General features: G+C 59.4%; 15 protein-coding genes. 4 read left to right on the forward strand and 11 right to left on the reverse strand.

The genetic code is table 11. From position 1 onward, the window contains the following. Nucleotides 1–33: 33 nt before the first annotated feature. Nucleotides 34–1,200, reverse strand: coding sequence for an SPOR domain-containing protein (locus CENROD_RS01495; RefSeq protein ID WP_022771292.1), 1,167 nt, complete (start codon nt 1,198–1,200; stop codon nt 34–36). 56 nt (nt 1,201–1,256) lie between these two features. On the opposite strand from CENROD_RS01495, the gene dusA reads away from it, so the two are divergent. Further along, complete coding sequence (gene dusA / locus CENROD_RS01500) at nt 1,257–2,294, forward strand: tRNA dihydrouridine(20/20a) synthase DusA (protein ID WP_081699781.1); 1,038 nt, start codon at nt 1,257–1,259, stop codon at nt 2,292–2,294. Between the two features lie 40 nt (nt 2,295–2,334). On the opposite strand, the gene CENROD_RS01505 is transcribed toward dusA, so the two are convergent. The 8 genes from CENROD_RS01505 to CENROD_RS01540 all read right to left on the reverse strand — a co-directional run bounded on the left by CENROD_RS01505 (nt 2,335) and on the right by CENROD_RS01540 (nt 11,968). Next, nucleotides 2,335–3,249 (reverse strand): SPFH domain-containing protein, encoded by a 915-nt coding sequence (locus CENROD_RS01505; protein WP_022771294.1) that lies wholly within the window; start codon nt 3,247–3,249, stop codon nt 2,335–2,337. Nucleotides 3,250–3,289: 40 nt separating this feature from the next. After that, nucleotides 3,290–3,748: an NfeD family protein gene (locus CENROD_RS01510; protein ID WP_022771295.1), complete on the reverse strand. Its 459-nt coding sequence runs from the start codon at nt 3,746–3,748 to the stop codon at nt 3,290–3,292. A 150-nt stretch (nt 3,749–3,898) separates the two neighbouring features. Continuing rightward, nucleotides 3,899–4,684, reverse strand: a complete 786-nt coding sequence (locus CENROD_RS01515) for an exodeoxyribonuclease III (protein WP_041193785.1) — start codon at nt 4,682–4,684, stop codon at nt 3,899–3,901. A gap of 172 nt (nt 4,685–4,856) precedes the next feature. Further along, nucleotides 4,857–6,725, reverse strand: coding sequence for a polysaccharide deacetylase family protein (locus tag CENROD_RS01520; RefSeq protein ID WP_022771297.1), 1,869 nt, complete (start codon nt 6,723–6,725; stop codon nt 4,857–4,859). 52 nt (nt 6,726–6,777) lie between these two features. Next, complete coding sequence (locus CENROD_RS01525) at nt 6,778–7,002, reverse strand: hypothetical protein (protein WP_022771298.1); 225 nt, start codon at nt 7,000–7,002, stop codon at nt 6,778–6,780. Nucleotides 7,003–7,059: 57 nt separating this feature from the next. Next, complete coding sequence (locus tag CENROD_RS01530) at nt 7,060–8,400, reverse strand: glycosyltransferase family 2 protein (RefSeq protein ID WP_022771299.1); 1,341 nt, start codon at nt 8,398–8,400, stop codon at nt 7,060–7,062. Nucleotides 8,401–8,461: 61 nt separating this feature from the next. After that, a complete protein-coding gene (locus CENROD_RS01535; RefSeq protein ID WP_022771300.1) occupies nt 8,462–10,027 on the reverse strand; it encodes a tetratricopeptide repeat protein in 1,566 nt (521 codons plus the stop codon). Nucleotides 10,028–10,036: 9 nt separating this feature from the next. Then, nucleotides 10,037–11,968, reverse strand: coding sequence for a BcsE family c-di-GMP-binding protein (locus CENROD_RS01540; RefSeq protein WP_022771301.1), 1,932 nt, complete (start codon nt 11,966–11,968; stop codon nt 10,037–10,039). Between the two features lie 239 nt (nt 11,969–12,207). Here CENROD_RS01540 and CENROD_RS13430 point away from each other — a divergent pair, with 239 nt between their 5' ends. From CENROD_RS13430 to CENROD_RS01555, 3 genes are read left to right on the forward strand one after another with little or no spacing between them, the layout of a single operon-like run. Further along, complete coding sequence (locus CENROD_RS13430; RefSeq protein ID WP_022771302.1) at nt 12,208–14,211, forward strand: polysaccharide deacetylase family protein; 2,004 nt, start codon at nt 12,208–12,210, stop codon at nt 14,209–14,211. Between the two features lie 14 nt (nt 14,212–14,225). Next, nucleotides 14,226–14,921, forward strand: coding sequence for a DUF4397 domain-containing protein (locus CENROD_RS01550; RefSeq protein ID WP_022771303.1), 696 nt, complete (start codon nt 14,226–14,228; stop codon nt 14,919–14,921). Between the two features lie 36 nt (nt 14,922–14,957). Beyond that, on the forward strand, nt 14,958–16,025 hold the full coding sequence (locus tag CENROD_RS01555; protein ID WP_041193179.1) for an alginate O-acetyltransferase AlgX-related protein: 1,068 nt from the start codon (nt 14,958–14,960) through the stop codon (nt 16,023–16,025). Between the two features lie 57 nt (nt 16,026–16,082). On the opposite strand, the gene CENROD_RS01560 is transcribed toward CENROD_RS01555, so the two are convergent. Together CENROD_RS01560 and CENROD_RS01565 are read right to left on the reverse strand one after the other, a co-directional pair. After that, nucleotides 16,083–16,421, reverse strand: a complete 339-nt coding sequence (locus CENROD_RS01560) for a P-II family nitrogen regulator (RefSeq protein ID WP_022771305.1) — start codon at nt 16,419–16,421, stop codon at nt 16,083–16,085. Nucleotides 16,422–16,465: 44 nt separating this feature from the next. Next, nucleotides 16,466–18,145 (reverse strand): NAD+ synthase, encoded by a 1,680-nt coding sequence (locus tag CENROD_RS01565; RefSeq protein WP_041193788.1) that lies wholly within the window; start codon nt 18,143–18,145, stop codon nt 16,466–16,468.

Raw genomic sequence — 18,145 nt, forward strand, 5'->3', positions numbered from 1 at the left:
GCAGAACGACAGGGAAGTACAAAAAGGAGAGATTCAAGGGCGCACGAGCGTGGCTTCGAGCTGGAGTGCGCGAATCCTGGTTATGACATGCGTGGCCTGCACACGGGAGGAAAAAGGACCTACGCGAACCCGGGTCAGCTCTTTGCCACGGGCGCGTACCTCTTGCAAAGTCACTGGGAAACCATGGCCTATCAGCCTTGCTTGTACTGCGTGGGCGTTGGCTGGATTGGCAAAAAGACCTGCGTTGACGAAATACGGACGAGCCACTGCGGGCACGGCTGGGGCAGTATGTGGTGGGATATGTGGCACGGGAGGCACAGCCTGCACTGCTGCGGAAACGGCCGGCGCGGGAAGTGGCTGCAAGATCGGTGCGTCTACCGCTGGCGCGGGGGCAGGGGGTTCCCCAGAGGAAGAAGCTGGGGATGGGACGGCAGTCGCCTGAGGCTCTGAAGAAGGCGAAGATACCGGGGCTACTGCACTAGATGCAGTCTCGGAGGCAGGCAGTGCCATAGGAACGGCAGGAACCGCCGGACAAGTGACTGGTGGGCAGGAAGCTGGAGTGAGCGCCGCAGAAGCAGCCGGGACGACGGGGCCGGAAGCGCTGGCGGCAGACACCGCCCCAGGGGCAAGGGGAAGCGCGGGCTTGGCGGGGAATAGGACAAACACCAAAAGCCCGAGTATCCAAACGAAGAAGTTGGCCATGAGGATGCGGATCAGACGCCGACGCGTACTGGCGATCTGTTCCAGTGCCGTGCATGCATCCTGCAAGGTGGGATGTGCAGCCAGCGCACGGTAGACCAGAGTACGGCACCGTGCGTGGAAGAGAAGGTCGCCGACGGCTCCGGGAATCAGGAAAGCCAGTACCAAGAGCGAGGCCATGATACCAAGCTCAATGGGCTGCGGCCAGCGCAAAACCAGGCGCCCCAAGCCCAGTACCAGCAAGGGAATGGCCGTGACGAGGGCCAGGTACGCAAGCAGCGCCCCCCACATCTTGCGGAACACCATCCAATTGATGGTGTTCAGGCTGGCGGCCCAGTTCCAGGAAGGAACGTACCAGCTCGTGCGGTTGCTGGCTTCGAGTTTGGCGAATACGCCGAGGTAGTGGTCGGGATGGAGTTCGCCGACGATGGCACGGTACAGGGAGGATACGGCAGGGTAAGGAAAGCGATCCAGCGATAGGGGAGGTTCGGTCTCGGCCATGCACTATTCTTGCACGCACCCTTTCCGATGGTTCGACGCGCTTACGCCTGCTTGCAATGCCTACACCCTCCGTTTGCGCTACCCACCACACTGTTTGTGTTGCGCCGATGCTCGACCTTACGGATCGGCATTGCCGACATTTCCACAGGCTCTTGACCAAGCGTGCGTTGCTCTATACCGAAATGGTCACTACGGGGGCTTTGTTGCATGGCGACGTTCCACGCCATTTGCGCCATGACGAAGACGAAGCCCCCGTAGCCTTGCAGCTCGGGGGTAGCGACCCAGCAGAACTTGCGCAGTGCGCCAGGCTGGGGGAGCAGTGGGGCTACACGGAAATCAACCTCAATTGCGGCTGCCCCAGCGAGCGGGTGCAACGGGGTGCATTCGGGGCCAGCCTGATGCAGGCGCCGCACCGTGTGGCAGAGTGCGTGGCGGCGATGTGCGACGCAGTCTCCGTGCCGGTGACCGTCAAACACCGCATCGGTATCGACAAGATCGAAAGCTACGACTTTGTGCGAGATTTCGTCGGTACTGTCCACGAGGCCGGGTGCCACACTTTCATCGTGCATGCCCGCAACGCCTGGTTACAGGGGCTGTGCCCGGCGCAAAACCGTAGCATTCCCCCTTTGCGGCCACAGTGGGTGTACCAGCTCAAGCGCGAATTTCCCCAACTTTGCATCGTCCTCAACGGTGGGGTGACGACGAACGAAGAAGTACGGATGCACTTGGATCCAGTGGACGGCGTGATGCTTGGCAGGGCGGCCTACAGATACCCGTGGCTGTTGCACGAGTGGGATGGCGCATTTTTCGGCACACAGCCCAGGACGTTGGATCGGGATGCCATCGAACGGCAGATGGTCGAGTACATGCACCGCCAAGCCCGGGAAAACGGCACCCCATGGCCATCGATTGCCCGGCACATGCTGGGGCTGCGGCATGGCTTGCCTGCTGCACGGCGCTGGCGGCAAGTGTGGGGCGATGCCTCCTTGCGCCAGGAAGCACCGGAACGGGTGATGGAGTGGGCACGCATAGGCGTGCTGCCGGTCAGGCAAACAGCTTTGGCCAAGATGCCTCCCGCCGCGCAGCAGTTGTAGGAGCGGCGGCAGCCGTAGAGGCAGGTGTTGCGGGAAGTCTCTACGCCCCCTTGTTGACCTGCGTCATCTTCATGGCCGAAGTCAGCAGTGCGCTGAGTTCGGTCATATTGCTCGGAACGATGAGTGTGGTCGTGGCATCGGCGGCGACACGCGAATAGGCTTCGATAGACTTTTCTGCCACTTTGAGCTGCACGGCTTGTTCCCCCCCGGGCTGGCGGATCGCAGCAGCGATGCGCTCAATGGCTCGTGCGTTGGCTTCGGCAACGGCCAGCGTGGCCTGGGCTTCGCCTTGGGCGCGGTTGATTTCGGCCTGTTTTTCCCCTTCGGAACGGGCAATAAAGGCTTCGCGCTCGCCAGCCGCGATGTTGATGTTTTCCTGCCTGCGGCCTTCGGAAGCGGCGATAAGCGCACGCTTTTCGCGCTCGGCTGTGATTTGCTGCTGCATCGCGTGCAAAATTTCCTTGGGCGGGGTCAAGTCCTTGATTTCATAGCGCAAGACCTTCACCCCCCAGTTCGTTGCGGCTTCATCAATGGCTTGTACTATCTGGGCGTTGATGATTTCTCGTTCCTCGAACGTCTTGTCGAGTTCGAGCTTGCCGATGACGGAACGCAGCGTCGTTTGCGCCAACTGCGAAATAGCAGCGATGTAGTTGCTGGCTCCATAGCTTGCGCGCATCGGGTCGGTGACCTGGAAATACAGGATTCCATCGACCTGTAACTGCGTGTTGTCGCGGGTGATGCATACCTGGCTGGGAATATCCAGGGGAATTTCCTTGAGCACGTGCTTGTACGCGACCCTGTCGATGAAAGGCATGAGCAGGTTCAACCCTGGGGTGAGCGTACCGTTGTACTTGCCCAGCCGCTCGACGACCCAGGCATGTTGTTGGGGAACGACCTTGACTGACTGGGTGACGAAGACCACAGCAATGATGAAGAGGATGACGGCGACTTCCATGGCAACTCCTTGTAACAACGGGGACAGGGGAATCAAAAGTCTACGTATTGGAAACGGGGGGTGTAGGCTCCAGGAGCAGACGAGTCCCTTCGATAGCTGCGATGTAGTACCGGCCTGGGCTGGGGAGTATGCCGCCGGTGGATGTGCGCAAAGCGCCCTCCCATTGCGCGCCACGGTATTTGAGCTTGCAACTGCCGTCGTCATTCCACCGTTCCACGTGGACGGCAGTGCCAATGTCTAAGTTGACATCTCCGCTGGCTTGCGCCGGAAGTTTGGGGGGTTGGCTGGACTTGTATGAGCGCCAGGCCAGTACCGTAGCACCGCCGACAAGGGCTGCTGCAGACCACTGCATCGATTCGGGAAGACCAGCATGGGCGCTGAGTGCGCCCGCGCAAAGCCCAACGGCGATGAGCAGTAGATAGAACGTGCCCGTCGCCAACTCGGCTGCGACGAGGATTCCCGCAGCCACCCACCACCATGTTGCCTCGGTTGGTTCCATTGCATGTACCTTCTTTGCATTACTCCCCAAAAAAAAACAACTGCTTTTTTTGGGGGGCTATCGTCCATTGCGAAAGCGCGGCGTATCTATTGCTCCACCCAATGGGCAGGGAGGCATTGTGCTGTAGAAATGCGTTCTGCGGCGCTAATCCTACAAAGACGATATGACGCCATACCGCACCCATAGCGGCGCGTGGTCGCTGTATTTGCGGTCTTTGATCACCCCGCCTTCCACGGCTTTCGCAGCCATCGAAGGAGTGGCGACGTGGAGATCAATGCGCCATCCCACATTGTTGGCATAGGCTTGTCCACGGTTCGACCACCAGGTGTAGCCTTCCCCTGCGGCGTCAGGGTACAGCGAACGGTATACGTCGACCCAACCGCTCGCGTAGAGTGCATCAAGCCAGGCACGCTCTTCGGGCAGAAAACCGCTGTTTTTGCGGTTGCCTTGCCAATTCTTGAGGTCGATTTCGCGGTGGGCGATGTTCCAGTCTCCGCAGACGACGATGGGCCGTCCTTCCCGCAGCAAGGCATCCATCACCGGGCGGAACATCGCCAGAAAAGCGAATTTGGATTCTTGTCGTTCGGCGCTGGCCGATCCCGAGGGAACGTACACCGATACCACGCTCCAACCTTCGAAATCGGCCCGCAAAAACCGCCCTTGCTCGTCGCATTGCGGGTCGCCCACGCCTTCGATGACCCGCAAGGGCTGTGTGCGACAGTACATCCCGACCCCGGCGTAGCCCTTGCGTTGCGCAAGGTAGAAATACCCCTTGTACCCCTCAGGGTTGCACAGGGTCTCATGGAGGTCGCAGTACTGCGCACGAACCTCCTGCACGCAAACGACGTCGGCGCCGCAGTCACGCATCCAATCGAAAAATCCTTTGGATGCCGCGCTGCGGATTCCATTGAGGTTGGCGGTGATGATCGTCGGCATGGAATCCCCGGACATGGGAATGGACCGGCACAGGTTACTGTGCAAGTCGCGAAGCGGCTTCTCGAAGCTCCCTTCGCCCAGCGGGAGAGGGGTTGGTTGGGAGGGAAACTGCCATGACTTTCATGATGGAGGGAGTCTGTGCAATGCTATGCAATGTCATGGCAATGGGCAGTTATTCGGCAAAAGTCGCCCGGAAAGCATAGTTCCCGGGGGCCAATTGATCGAAAACGAGGGCTGCGCGATACGGGTCGATGCTGCGCACGGTAGGCAAGCGGGTACCCACTTTGGTTCCGACGATGGTGGGCATCTTGCCTTTTTCTGGGGTGAACAGCGTCAACGATAGTCCGTATACCGGTTCGGCGCCCCGCACTGTCACGTCGAATTCCAGACGCCTACCCGCGTACACGGAAGACAGTTTCACCCGCTCCCGATCCTGCCACCAATGCGCCACTTCGCCCGCAGACGCCAGCCATAGCCTATCCCGGTAGCGCTGCACGTGTGCAAGGAACGGGGGCATGGCCGAACGCAACACGCTGCCCGGGCCGAAATTCTGGCTATGGACGCTGAGCAGGCCCAATGCTCCCATCGACTGCGCCAAATCGAAGTCGTCGATTAGCGCTTGCAGCGTGCGCTGCGAGTTTTGTTCCGCCAGCCCGAGGTTGATGTCGTCACGCTGTGTACGGGCCAGCACCACCAGCGATTGATCGGGCTTGATGCCTTCCAACTTCGCGATGAATGGCAGGCGTCCTTCTTGCCGGTTGGGGTCTGCGGCATGGTGGCGGATTCCGTGTTTTTGTAGCAAGATTTCTGTCGTGGGGTCGTAGCCTTCCGTGGGAGCACGGAACCCGCGTATGTGCGACGTATCCCCCAGCACCGATTGCAACTGGGAAATCATGCGAACGATGCGTTGTTCCTGTTCCGTAGCCGGCTGGCCCCGAAAGGAGACATGCTCGTCGCCGTGGTACCCGACTTCGAATTCGGCGGCCAACGCTTGCACGACTTGCGGATACTGCACGGCCAGGGAAGTCAGCAAATAAAAAGTCGCTTTTCCACGAATGTCCCGCAGCATGGCAGCGAAGTCGATCGCATGGGGGAACCCCTCTTCGGTATCCATCTCCAGAATATGCGCAGCTTGTACCCCGTTGGGCCATGCGGCGCGAACGATCACAGGCTCCCGACGTAGCCACCGCAGGGTGTCGTCGATGATCTGGTGGGCATGAAGGGGGCGTGCCTCCCAGCTCGTTTCCGCAAAGGCATACACCACAGCCCTGCCCACGCTGGGAGACGTCTCGGAATACAGTACCGCACCCTCTGCCTTGCGTTCTTCTTCCAGGATACGGGGCCAATTCATGAACCGTCCTGCGATGGATTCCCCGCTAAGCCGCAACAGGGCTTCCGTTGTCTTGCCCATCCAGAGTCGGCTGCCTGCTTCCATTTGGGAGGAGACAGGCATTTCCCCGTTCATCGTCAAGTGGCGGGATTCGGACTCGGCTGGGAGTTCCCCCACCCATTTCGCTCCCAGCCCTTCGAGGAACTTCCATCCAGCCCAATCTCCGGTGTCCGAACGGGTTCCCGTTGCCCAAGTGGCCAGCACCCCGCCTCCACGACTACGGAACCCCTCGATGGCCTCGCGTTCTTGCAGGCTCAGCGCCAGGGCGGAAGGCAGTACCAGCACCCCGGCGGGCAATGCTTGAAGGAGCGCAGGGTCATCAATCTCGTCGAAGGGGAGATTGCGCCCCTCGAAATACTTTCTCCAGGGGTCGAGCAAGTTGGTGTAATTGCCGCCAATGCGCTGGAAGTACCGGGTTGTGTTGGGAGATGCGTAGAGAACGACCTGTTGCCCGGGCTGGGCAAAGTGGGCCATGGCGCCGGAAACGCCGATGACAGGAACCCGCCAGCCTATTTGCTGCATCGTCATGACGAAGATGAGCACGGCCCCGGCAACGACCATGATGGCCAGCAGAGGCAGGTATAAGCCGATGCGCAAAAATGGCGATCGCCGACTGCGGCGGTCTTGGGAAGAGGAATCGTCGATGTCCATGGCTGGGGTGCTCCGTGGGTAGCCTGTAATGCGCCAACGCACTGGCCTTGCTTCACACTGGTGGGGACTGGGCTACGTCCTGGGGGGCGGACGGGGTGTAGGGGGTCAGGAAAATTGGGTCCTGTACACCGCTGACGTTGGCGGTCGGGTCGAGCTTTGATCGACTGGGTTTGCGTTTGTCTCGCAATTTGAAGGCAAAAAAAGCGCCGACGCCGACAATCATCGTTCCGATCGTCGTCACGAGGATGACCGTTGCGAGGATGGAAATCAGATCCATGTCAGCACTTCCTTATCGATGTCTTGTTGATTCTTGGAAGCTTGCGCCCAGGCTGCCTCATAGCTTCCCTTCGCGATCAAGCTTGCCCCACGTCATGGATTTTCCCCGCCATTCCTCGATCGTCGCGAATACCTTGGAAATGTCGGTGATATTGATGTAGAACAAGCGGAACATTACTGCGTACAGGATCATCGCAGGGTCTTCTTCTTCAACGATGACACAGTATGCAGCGGCCACGACGTCAAGCATGGTCAGTTGCAGCCACCAGAAAAACAAAAGGCTTGCTAGCCCCATCGACAGACTGACGTAGACGAAAAACAGATTGCCCAACAGGGTGGAGAAGGGCCACATGATCCCTTCAAACAGCATGTACCACAGGATAAAGCAGTTGATTCCGGACTTGCGTGGACTCCATAGCGCGTGGCTGTGCTTGGAAATCGCTTGCAGGATGCCACGGGTCCAGCGGTAACGCTGTTTGATGAGGTCGAGCAGACGACTTGGCGATTCGACCCATGCGATGGCGTTGGGTTCGTAGGCGATATGCCACCCCCGCATGAGCATTTTGAGCGTGAGGTCGCAATCTTCCGCAAAGGTGTCGTGGTCGTAGCCGCCCACTTGCTGTAACACCGACTTGCGGAACAGACCAATAGGCCCTGGGATGATGTTGACGGAACGAATGAAGCTCTGCGCCTTGCGGGCCATCGCCAGCCCCTCAATGTATTCGAGGGATTGAATATTGGTCCAGACATTTTCCCTATTGAGCACCTTGACGTTGCCCGCTACTGCACCGATTGCAGGATTTTCGAAATGCCGCACGCAGACGCGCAGCGTGTTGCGGGACAACTTGGTATCGCCATCCATGTTGAGGACAAATTCCCCACGTGCGAGCGTCATGCCGGTATTGAGGGCCTCGGCTTTGCCTCCATTGCGCTTGGTGACAACCCGAACCCGCACGGTGCGGCTTTCGCGTGCGACGGCCATCGCTTTTTCGTAGGTGTCGTCCGTCGATCCATCGTCGACGACGATGATTTCGTAGTTGGGATAGTCCAGTACCAGCAAGGCCCGCAAGGCAGGCTGGATCACGACCCCCTCGTTGTACGCAGGAACCACGACGCTCACCATGGGGAGCGATTCTTCTTCGCGGTACAAGGGGCCGGTGGATGCCCGTACCTTGTACAGGGACTCGATGTGGTCGAGGAACGAGTAAAAAATTAGCACTGCGTAGCGCAAAACCAGCAGCGACAGGAAGACGAGCAGGTATAGGGAAACCAGCGATAGCACATAGCCTTCGAACAACGCAGCAAGCGAACTTTCCTCATCGCTGACTGTCTGGTAGCTGGCAACGAGCAGCCAGCCCAAGCCAAACACGACCAGGAACGCCACGGCGTACCGCAGCATTTGCCTCACTGGCAAGAACTCCGTATCGTGAATCGATGAGACTGATCGAAAAACCGCTGCTTCAGCGCCATAGCGTTTCCCACTGCACGGTAGCCGATTGGGCGCGGTAGGTAGCGCCATCTCGCCAACTGGCCATCGACCACAGCCCTGCCTGGATCGTGGTGTCCTTGGTCAAGGGGTATCGCCCCCCAAGGCTGAAGCTCCAGCTATTGCCGGCGTCGCCGTACATCCGTGTTCCGACCTGCCCAGAGCCGTAGAGCAACCAATCCTGGATGAGCCACTCTCCAGTCAGGCCTGCAAAGGCCGTCCCCGAACCTTGCGATGGAGACCAGTAATTGGGGGTGTTGAACGCTGCGTGGCGGGTCTCCAAGCCGAATATGGGCTTGACTTTGCCACCCCACACCGGCCATCCAGGCAGGAAGCTGGGGGAATAGCTCCAACTTGAGGTGGCAAGCTCGTTGCCGTCGGATATCTCGTAGTACTGGATGCGCCCGAACACGCTGCCCATCGTGAAGGAGAAGTTCGCATCGGCAGTCACAAAGCTTGCAGTCAGTTCCTTTTGCAAGGCATGTGGGCTACCGGCCATCTTGCCCCAGTACATCGTCCCGGTGGCAACGTGGAGCGCATCGTTGAAGAATTGCATGCGCCCTACGAGGAACAGCTTGGCTTGATCCCCGATCGGGGTGGACACTTCCACGCCTGGTTTGAATGGGAGGGTGGGATCGCGGTAGCGGAAAGTCAGCGACTCGACGTGTTCATTGGGCCACGGCATCGGCAACCAGTTGTGGTATTGGTCGACTTCGACTTCGAATATCCGCGATCCGCTGTCGTCCCGCCACTGGTGGCGAACGAAGGCCGATTGCGCTTGAATGTCCCCCGAATCGGAAGACGTACCCAGCCCGTATGTGGTGCGCGGGCGCAAGGCCGTATTCGCTAACTCTAGCCCCTCCTTGGCTGTTTCATTGTCTGGATCCTTGGATAGGACGCTGCGGTACATGGGGCGTGCCAAATCATCACGCCCGCTCCACCGCTGCAGGTTTGCCAGACCCAAGGTGGCATCGATGGCATAGGGGCCACGCAGCAAAGGCTGGTACAGCGGAACGGCTTCGCGCATCTTGCCCGTCCACGCCAGGCTATTGGCCACTGCCAGTTGCAGTTCGTCGTCCATCGGCTCCGTGGCATGGAGTGTCGACCCCAGCTTTGCAACTTCGCGGTATTGCCCAGCAGTGAAGAGATCCATCACTTTTTTCTGGCTGGCCGTTCGGGTCACGGGTCGATCCACCTTCGGGCGGTACGGCGTCGGTGTGGGGACATACGTGAAAGAGGGCAGGAATGCAGCAACCGTCGCGGCAGTGGCTGCAGAAACCTGGACAGGCACTGTAGTCTCGGCGGCGTTCTGAGGGTTGGTCGCGTTCCCACCTTGGTTGGCATGGGCTTTGTGGGTTGGGTCGACCTTTTGGCTTGGACCCTCTTGGTGCGGATTGGTCTGATCCGGAACATTGGTTGCCTGTGCTGCCTGTACTGCCCAGGCAGCCGGGAAAGAAGGCAAGCGTACCTGCGGCCCGGCAGCCCATAAGGGTGCGCAGCAGCACACTCCTCCTATCCACAGCCCATACAACCAACGCATCGCAGCCCCTCAACCAGGTGAACCAGAGGACATCCGCGCCGACCTGCGGGCACGGGGAATGTTTTCTTTGGCGACGACGACCACTTCGCCGTCTCCTGCGTATTTGTAGAGTACTGGCTCAGGATCGGGGTCAGGCCGCGCTACCTTGGCGGCTACTTTGACTGCTACGTTGGCAGCCACGGCTTCGGCGCGTGGTGACACAACGGGGGGTGTAGGTTGCACGGGGGCCGTAGCAAGCTCGACAGTGCGATGGGTCGGCATTGTGCGCGTCATCGGCGGTGTCGCAGGCTGTGTGCTTTGCGCAGTGAGCGCCTCGACTTGCTCCGCACTGAGTGCAGCCAGCGCACTGTAATCGGGCAAGGTGCTACGCTGCGCCAAATGGGCCAGCGCTTCCAGTTCGAGCTGGATTTCTTCGGGCTGAACGATGAAGCGCAAGTGCGTCAAGATCGCATCCACTCCCGATGCGCTACTCCCCTCCGCACCCGTGGCATCGTGCCGCACTTTGAATAGACGTTCCAGAGTTTCCGGCAATACCGTTTGTGGACAGGCGTTGAGAAAGAGATAGCAACAGTGTTCGTCTGCCGTAATCAAGTCCCCAGGGCGGGAAATGCCGACGTTCGCAATGATGTCTGCCATCGGGATTCCCGTGCATGGCTGGCCGATGACCAGCGAGCAGGGGATGTTCAAGGTCGACGCACGATCAAGGATTTGCTGCGCCTCCTGCGCAAACCGCTGGGGCAGCAGATAGCCGTGCAAGCGCGTAGGCAGCACGCTGGAGAGGGCAGCCTCGAAGTTGATGTCGACGTCACGGCTGAAAATTTGCCCTTTAAGCGAATCCAGCAACAGGGGATATCGCGCCAGGGGTACGTCGCGGTGAATGACCAGGTTCAGCCCCAGCCGTAGTAGCAGCGCTTCGTTCTGGTACCGCAGCGAGGCCGCTTTTTCCTGGACGATGATCCGGGCATAGCGTCCCATGCCCATGCGCAAGGTATGCACGGCTTCGGCGAGCTGTCGCAGGACGGTGTTGCGTTCGTAAATCAGGATGCATATTGCAGATCGCAGATTGCGCGTGGCATGCATCATCCCCACGAGGGTATCGACGCGCTGCCACACCCCGGGTGTTTGCTGTACCAAGGCATCCACGTCTGGGTCCATATAAAAGTACCGCGTTTCCCCCGTATCCGGCGGTGGTGCATCCCTGTCTGCTCTGGCTTCGGAAGCCGTTCCGTCATCTGTGTTGCCCATGCGTGCAGCGCTGGCGTGGTACAGACCCGCATCGGCGGTGGTCAACTGAAAGCTGCGCCCTGCGACGGTGCCATCGCGCGATTGCCAGTAGTCGAAGGACAGTTCCAGCCCATTGCGGGACGCAGCGAGGCGTGCGACTCCGTTGAGCTGATCCATCAGGGCATTGATCGTGTTGTCGTGGGTATCCGAGGTGCGTGTCAATACCAGCAGGATGGTGATGCGGCGTGCAGATGCCCAGCGATGCAGCACGGCCACTTGATCGAGAGCCAGGATCACATCGTGCAACGATAGGAGGTCATCGGCCTGATCGAAGAGCAGGTATCCCCCATCCTGCACGGAAAAATGGTCGAGTTCGGCGACGAAAGCATCAGCGCCGAAGCGGAAAATCTTCTTGGCAAACTCGTCTTGCAGCAGAAATACCTGCAACTGGTGCATGGAGATGGCGTGACCAACCTGCAAGGTGCGGTAGGACTCGATGCGCTGCAAGAACACTTCTGGCGGTGCGGGGAGCAAGAGCACGCAGGGAATTCCGCTGGCCAAGGCATCGCCCAGATTGCTCGCGAGCATGGGAAAGCGAGCAGCAGCCGTTTCGGCGACGAGGATGTATACGCCCCCCGCAGCCAGCCCATCCGTCAAATTGGGAAGCCCGGGGATGGCAAGCCGGACAGTTTGTGTGTCCGCAGGAAAGGTGTCCATTGGTTTAGCGTGGCAATCGGTTCGCAGTCGATGATAGAGGAAACGCTTTCACGCAAACGAGGGCTTAGGGATTTATGGGTTTATGGATTTTTCAAATCCGATTCCGGTTGGCGAATACGTCGCCTGCTGCCTTGTAGACTCTGCCGTGCTTACGTAGTACTGCCGTGCTGGATTCCGTAGGCTTTCGGCGAATCTGCCATTCACAATTCCGCCAGAGATTTCTTGCCGGATTTCTTTCCATGAAAAACCGTTTTCTGCTTCTTCTGACCCTGTGGTGGATTGTCGTATCCACGGCGGGTTGTTCTCTCCTCCCTGCTTCCCGCAGTGCCCCAACGGCTGCCGCCGCTGCCGCGCAACGAGCGGCGTCGGCACCCAAGTCTGCGCAGCACAACGCGGAGGACTTGTTTTTGCCTGCCTCGGCGCTGGAGGAACCCGTGCCTACAGCAACGCTGCCGCGTTCCCCAGCCTTCGATCCAGACCGCTTGCTACCCCGCTTCGGCGCTGCACGGATGGATCAGGTGCTGCTGTACACCTCTGCCGCCAACGCGGTATGGATGCGTGCCGCAGGGCTCGACCCTGCGCAGGCGCCCAAGCTTTGGGAAGGGTTCCTGCGCAAATACAAGATTCCGTATCGCAAGCTCTCTGTGGTCTCGCAGCTTGCCCAGGCGCCGGTGGGGACGCTGGTGCTTCCGTCCCAGGTCGCTCTCGACGCGCAGGAGCGCGACGCAATCCTGGCGTACCGGCAACGTGGGGGCAGCGTATTCGCCACATGGCTGGCCGGTACCCGTTCGCCGGATGGGAAATGGCTGGGGCTGGGTTTTTTGCGCGATACCTTGGGCGTAACCTTGCTTGGCGATACCCGGGATGACGACACCATGTTTTTTCTGACCCTGTATGGTGATTCCCCCGTCACCCACCATCTCTCTGCGGGAGCGCGCGTGTGGCTGCCACGCACTCCGGGGTGGTACCCGCTACGGTTAGCGGGCGCACCCGCTGCGGCGCACATGATGGATTGGGGACGATCCTTCGAGGCACACACCCCGGGAGGTCCTATTCTGTATGACGAAAAGCGCTACGAATCCGGGCACCTATCTCGTTCCGTGGTGTGGGGTGTTCCAGAAGCAGTTTGGGGCGGAGCCGATGCGCGTTTCCTCGAAGCCATCCTCCACAATGGCTTGTTGTGGACGTTGCGCCAGCCCGATGCCTACTTGGCAACGTGGCCCTATCCCTATCGCAGTGCTTTTGTCGTCGCGATCGAAGGGCACGATGGTGTGACCGATGTGGACATCGACTTTGCGCGCATGTTGCGGAAATCGGGTCTGCGTGCCACGTACTACCTGCCCAGCGAAGAATTGGATGCTCCGGAAGTTGTCGAGACGATGCAATCGATTCTTGCCGACGGGTTCCATGAGTTTGCCTACTATGGCGATCACCTCAAGGGCTTTGCGCGGCAGACCCCCGAAGTGCAGGCCGAGCGGTTGGAAGCGATGCGCGATGCTGTTCGCAAAGCTGGGTTGCCCGTGGAAAAGGATGCGGGGTTTCGTGTGCCGTTCGAGTCTTACGATGTACATACCAGCGCGCTGCTGGCCCAAATGGGGTTTGGCCACCAACTTGCTTTTATGGATGTGACCGATGCCTGCGTTCCGAAAATCGCTCCCACTAACCTCATGGGGCCTAAGCCTGCTATCCCGCTGGTGTTTCTGCCCAGAACCCTGATGGGGCTGGAAGATTGGCTGCTTGACAACCCAGATACCGGCGTGGATGATTTCTTCACGATGCTCGACCGCAATGACCGCATGGGTGGGCTGTCGATCGTGACCCTGCCTACCGCATCCATGGTACCGGCTGAACAGCTTCGGCTGTTTTTCTCGACGGCCCAAGCCATGCCTCCCGAGGTATGGCGTGCGCAGGCAGGGCAAGTTGCGAGATGGTGGACGCAGCGGGAGCAAACCTCGGTGCGTATCGAACCTATCGTCTCTGCTGCAAGCAGGCTTCAATCAAGCATGCTCCAACTCATTGTGACGGTACCCGAAGGGGCGACATACAGTCCTGCCGTGTATCTTCATCTTCCCAGCCCGGATGTGACTGCAAGACTGTCCCCGGTGGCATCTTCCACGCCTACTCCAGCGATCCACACTGTCGATCCGTGGCGGGTGGCGGTATCGCTGGAAGGCATTCCGCCCGGTACGCACCGCTGGAACCTGGACTTTCCCCTCCATCGCGAGGTTTTTTCCATCCACTGATCCCCCCTATTCCCATGCTGCACCTCTCTCATCCTCAACGTATCGTTTCGTGGATCTGCTGCGCGCTGCTTGGCAGCACCGGTGCCCAGGCCCAGCCTGCGGGCCAGCTCTACGACCCCGTACCCCCAGCAGACTCTGCCTACCTGCGCTATGTGTTGTCTGCGGTGCAAGGCTCGCTGGAAGTCAGCCTGGGCGATGCCGTGCATGGGGTCGATGCCCAAAAGGTCAGCGCATACCGCATCGTCCGGGCTGGTAGTCACCGCGTGGGGGTACGTGCTGCGGGTTCACGTAGCCCCTACCGGTATATCGATGTGGAACTCACTCCCTCTGGCGCGACGACGCTGGTATTTCCGGATGCTGCAGGGAGTCAACCTCCCTTGCGTTTTCAGGATCAGGCCAATACCAACAGGCTCAAGGCACGTATCACGCTATACCACTTGGCCGATAAGGCAGGCCCTGTGCATCTGCAAGCAGGTACCCGAACGGTGTTTTCCAACGTTGCATTCGGCAAGACGGCCAGCATGCAGGTCAACCCGGTTTCGGTCACTTTCGACGCCATGGATGCCGGGAACCCGACCAACAAACTTGCTACGGCATCCGTTTCCTTGCAGCAGGGGGGCACCTACAGCTTATTCCTGCTGCCCGGTACGCTACACCCCACTTTGTTGACTTTGCAAAACCAGACAGAACGCTATACCCCCAAGCCCTGATTTCCCCTGTGTTTATTCCTGACGATGAGGTTGACTATGCACACTTTTTCCTTTCGTTCCATCCTCCGTACTGACCTTGCTGCGCTTGCGTTCTGTGGAGTTGTCTTGGTGCTGTGCGCACTCATGCTGCCTGGTGCGCAGGCTGCCCCTGCCCACGCCAGTCCCGTTGTGATAGGCAAGGACGGTTGGCTCTTCACTCCCTATGAATTCGCTACCGAAGCCGACAAGGTCGATACCGAAGCCAGCCTTTCCATGCTGCAGAAAGCCCATGCGTTGTTTGCGCAGCGGGGCATCGCGATGGTGCTGGTGCTCATTCCACACAAGATTCGTGTGTACGCGCACCATCTGCCCGATGACAAACCCTTGGACGCATACACCGCGCAGAAATATGACTACGCTGTGCAGACGCTGCGTGCAGGGGGGGTGCCCGTCGTGGACCTGCACAAGCCCTTCTTGACGAGCCCCTTGCGTGACAGCGATACCCTCCTGTTTTTCAAGACGGATACGCACTGGACTCCAACAGGGGCGATGCTGGCTGCCGAGAGAGTCCGAGCGACTTTCGACGCCGACCCCGCCTTGCGCGCAGCCTTGGCGGCGACTCCGCCTGCCCCATTCCTTCTCCACCGGGATGCCAAACCGCGAGCCAGCCGCACGCGGGATCTGGCGCGTTTGCTTCCTGCTGGAACCACTGCACCGCCTATCGAAAGAATCCTGTACTACCGCGTAGAGCGGGAAGGGGGGGCGGGAACAGCCAATGCAGACCCCTTGGCAGCGGCATCTACTGTCGCCATCACGGCCATTGGAAGCAGCTTCACCTTTTCAGGCACGGGGTACCCGGACGCCTTGCGCTATACCCTGCAGCGCGATGTGCTCGACATCTCGCTCCCTACTGACCAAGGCCCTTGGTATGGGATGGATCAATACCTGCGTGACGCTTCTTTTCGGGAAACGCCGCCCAAGATCATCTTGTGGGAAATCCCGGAGCGAGAGTTGCGTTCTCCGCCCAACTATCCTTTCCGTGATCCGCGCTATATCGTGGACAACGCCAAATGGCTGGAATCGCTCACGGAACTATTGCGCCCCCAAGGCGCTGCGGTTCGCTGAACAGCGTTGTGGTGTGTAGGGAGTGCGGGAGTAGGTGAGTACCCGCAATCTCTGCACTCACACCACCGCGTTGTCTTCTTCACCGGTACGGATGCGGATCACGCGATCTACCGGTGTGACGAAGATCTTGCCGTCCCCGATCTTGCCGGTTCTGGCGGTTTGCAGGATGGCATCAATGCAGCGATCAAGGTTCTCATCGGCAACGACGACGTCGATTTTGACCTTGGGTAGATAGTCCACCACGTATTCGGCACCCCGGTACAGCTCCGTATGGCCTTTCTGGCGGCCAAAGCCTTTGACTTCCGTGACGGTCATCCCGGTCACGCCGCAATCGGACAAGGCCCTGCGTACTTCTTCTAGCTTGAATGGCTTGATGATGGCGGTGATGATTTTCATTGCGTGTCCTCCTGCTGCATGGCGTGTGGGGCACTGCGCACCGGTCATGCCCGATAGCGCTGGGTGATGGGATAACGCCAGTCCTTGCCAAAGCTTCGGTGCGTTACCCGGATACCGATGGCAGATTGCTTCCTTTTGTATTCGTTGGCGCGCAACAGACCTACTACTTTGGTGACGACTGCCCGGTCGAAACCGGCCCGGACGATGTCCTCAATGCTTTCATCGTTTTCCACATACCGAAGGAGGATGGCGTCGAGCACATCGTAGGGCGGAAGGCTATCTTGATCTGTTTGGTCAGGACGCAGCTCTGCACTGGGCGCACGCTGCAGGATTCGGTCTGGGATGGGACATACCCCGCGTCCATAGGGATCGTTCTCGTTGCGCCATTGCGCGAGGCGGTACACGACCGTCTTGTACAAATCCTTGATAACAGCAAACCCCCCGGCCATATCGCCATACAACGTGCAATACCCGGTTGCCAGTTCGGACTTGTTTCCCGTCGTCAACACCAGGGAACCGAATTTGTTGCTCAACGCCATGAGCAAGGTGCCGCGAATGCGTGCTTGCAGATTCTCTTCTGTCGTATCGGGATCCGTTCCTGCGAATGGTGGAGCCAACGTTGCCAGGAACGCATCGAGAGCAGGAACGATGGACAACTCGTCGTAGCGTACGCCCAGGGTTTGCGCCAACTGCCGGGCATCGGTCAGGCTGATATCGGCGGTGTAGGGCGAAGGCATCATCATGGCATGGACGCGCTGTGGCCCTAGTGCGTCGACGGCAATGGTCAACACGAGCGCGGAATCGATACCGCCGGACAGCCCTAGCAGTACAGAGGGGAAGCCGTTTTTTTCGACGTAATCCCGAACGCCCAGCACGAGTGCGTCCCACAGGTCAGCATCGGCAGAACGCTGCTGTGCGATGGGTGCTGTCAGCCAGAGGTGGGTGGCTGTGTGTTCGACGTCGATGAGCAAATCGTCTTCGACGAAACAGGGGGACATGCCGCCGAGTGTGCCATCCGCGTTGAGCACAAAAGAACCCCCCTCGAAAACCATCTCGTCCTGTCCCCCTACCAAGTGAGCGTATACCAGAGGCAAACCGCAGTCAAACACCCGTCTGCGCATCATGGCCTCGCGCTCCACGCCTTTGCCCCCATGGAAAGGGGAAGCGTTGATGACTGCCAGGCATTGGGCGCCGGCTTCCCGGGCGGCCCGCGCAGGCGCTTCGTACCAAGCGTCCTCGCAAATCAGCAACCCCACTTTGATGGGGGTTTTCCCCGGCCCACATACCTCGAATACGCAGGTATCCCGCGAGGAAGCGAAGTAGCGACGCTCGTCGAAAACTTGGTAATTGGGCAGCTCCCGTTTGGCGTACCGCGCAACGATATGGCCATCACGCACGACGCTGGCTGCGTTGAACCGCGAAGAAATGGCCATGGAGCGCGAACGGTGATCCCGGCCAAAAGGGTGGCCCACGACCACAGCCAACCCTGTGAGGGGACGCAATGCTTCCGCCAGTTCTCGCACGGCATCGTTGCATGCAGCAACGAAAGAGGGCCGCAGGAACAGATCTTCCGCAGCGTACCCGCAGATGGATAGCTCAGGCGTGAGTACCAACGATGCACCGGCCTCGTAAGCACGGCGAGCTGCAGCGATGATTTGGCGTGTGTTGCCTTCGAAATCCCCGACGACCAGGTTGCACTGGGCAACGGCAATTCGGCAGACCAT

The organism is Candidatus Symbiobacter mobilis CR, from assembly GCF_000477435.1.
In the GTDB taxonomy this organism is placed as follows: domain Bacteria; phylum Pseudomonadota; class Gammaproteobacteria; order Burkholderiales; family Burkholderiaceae_C; genus Rhodoferax; species Rhodoferax mobilis.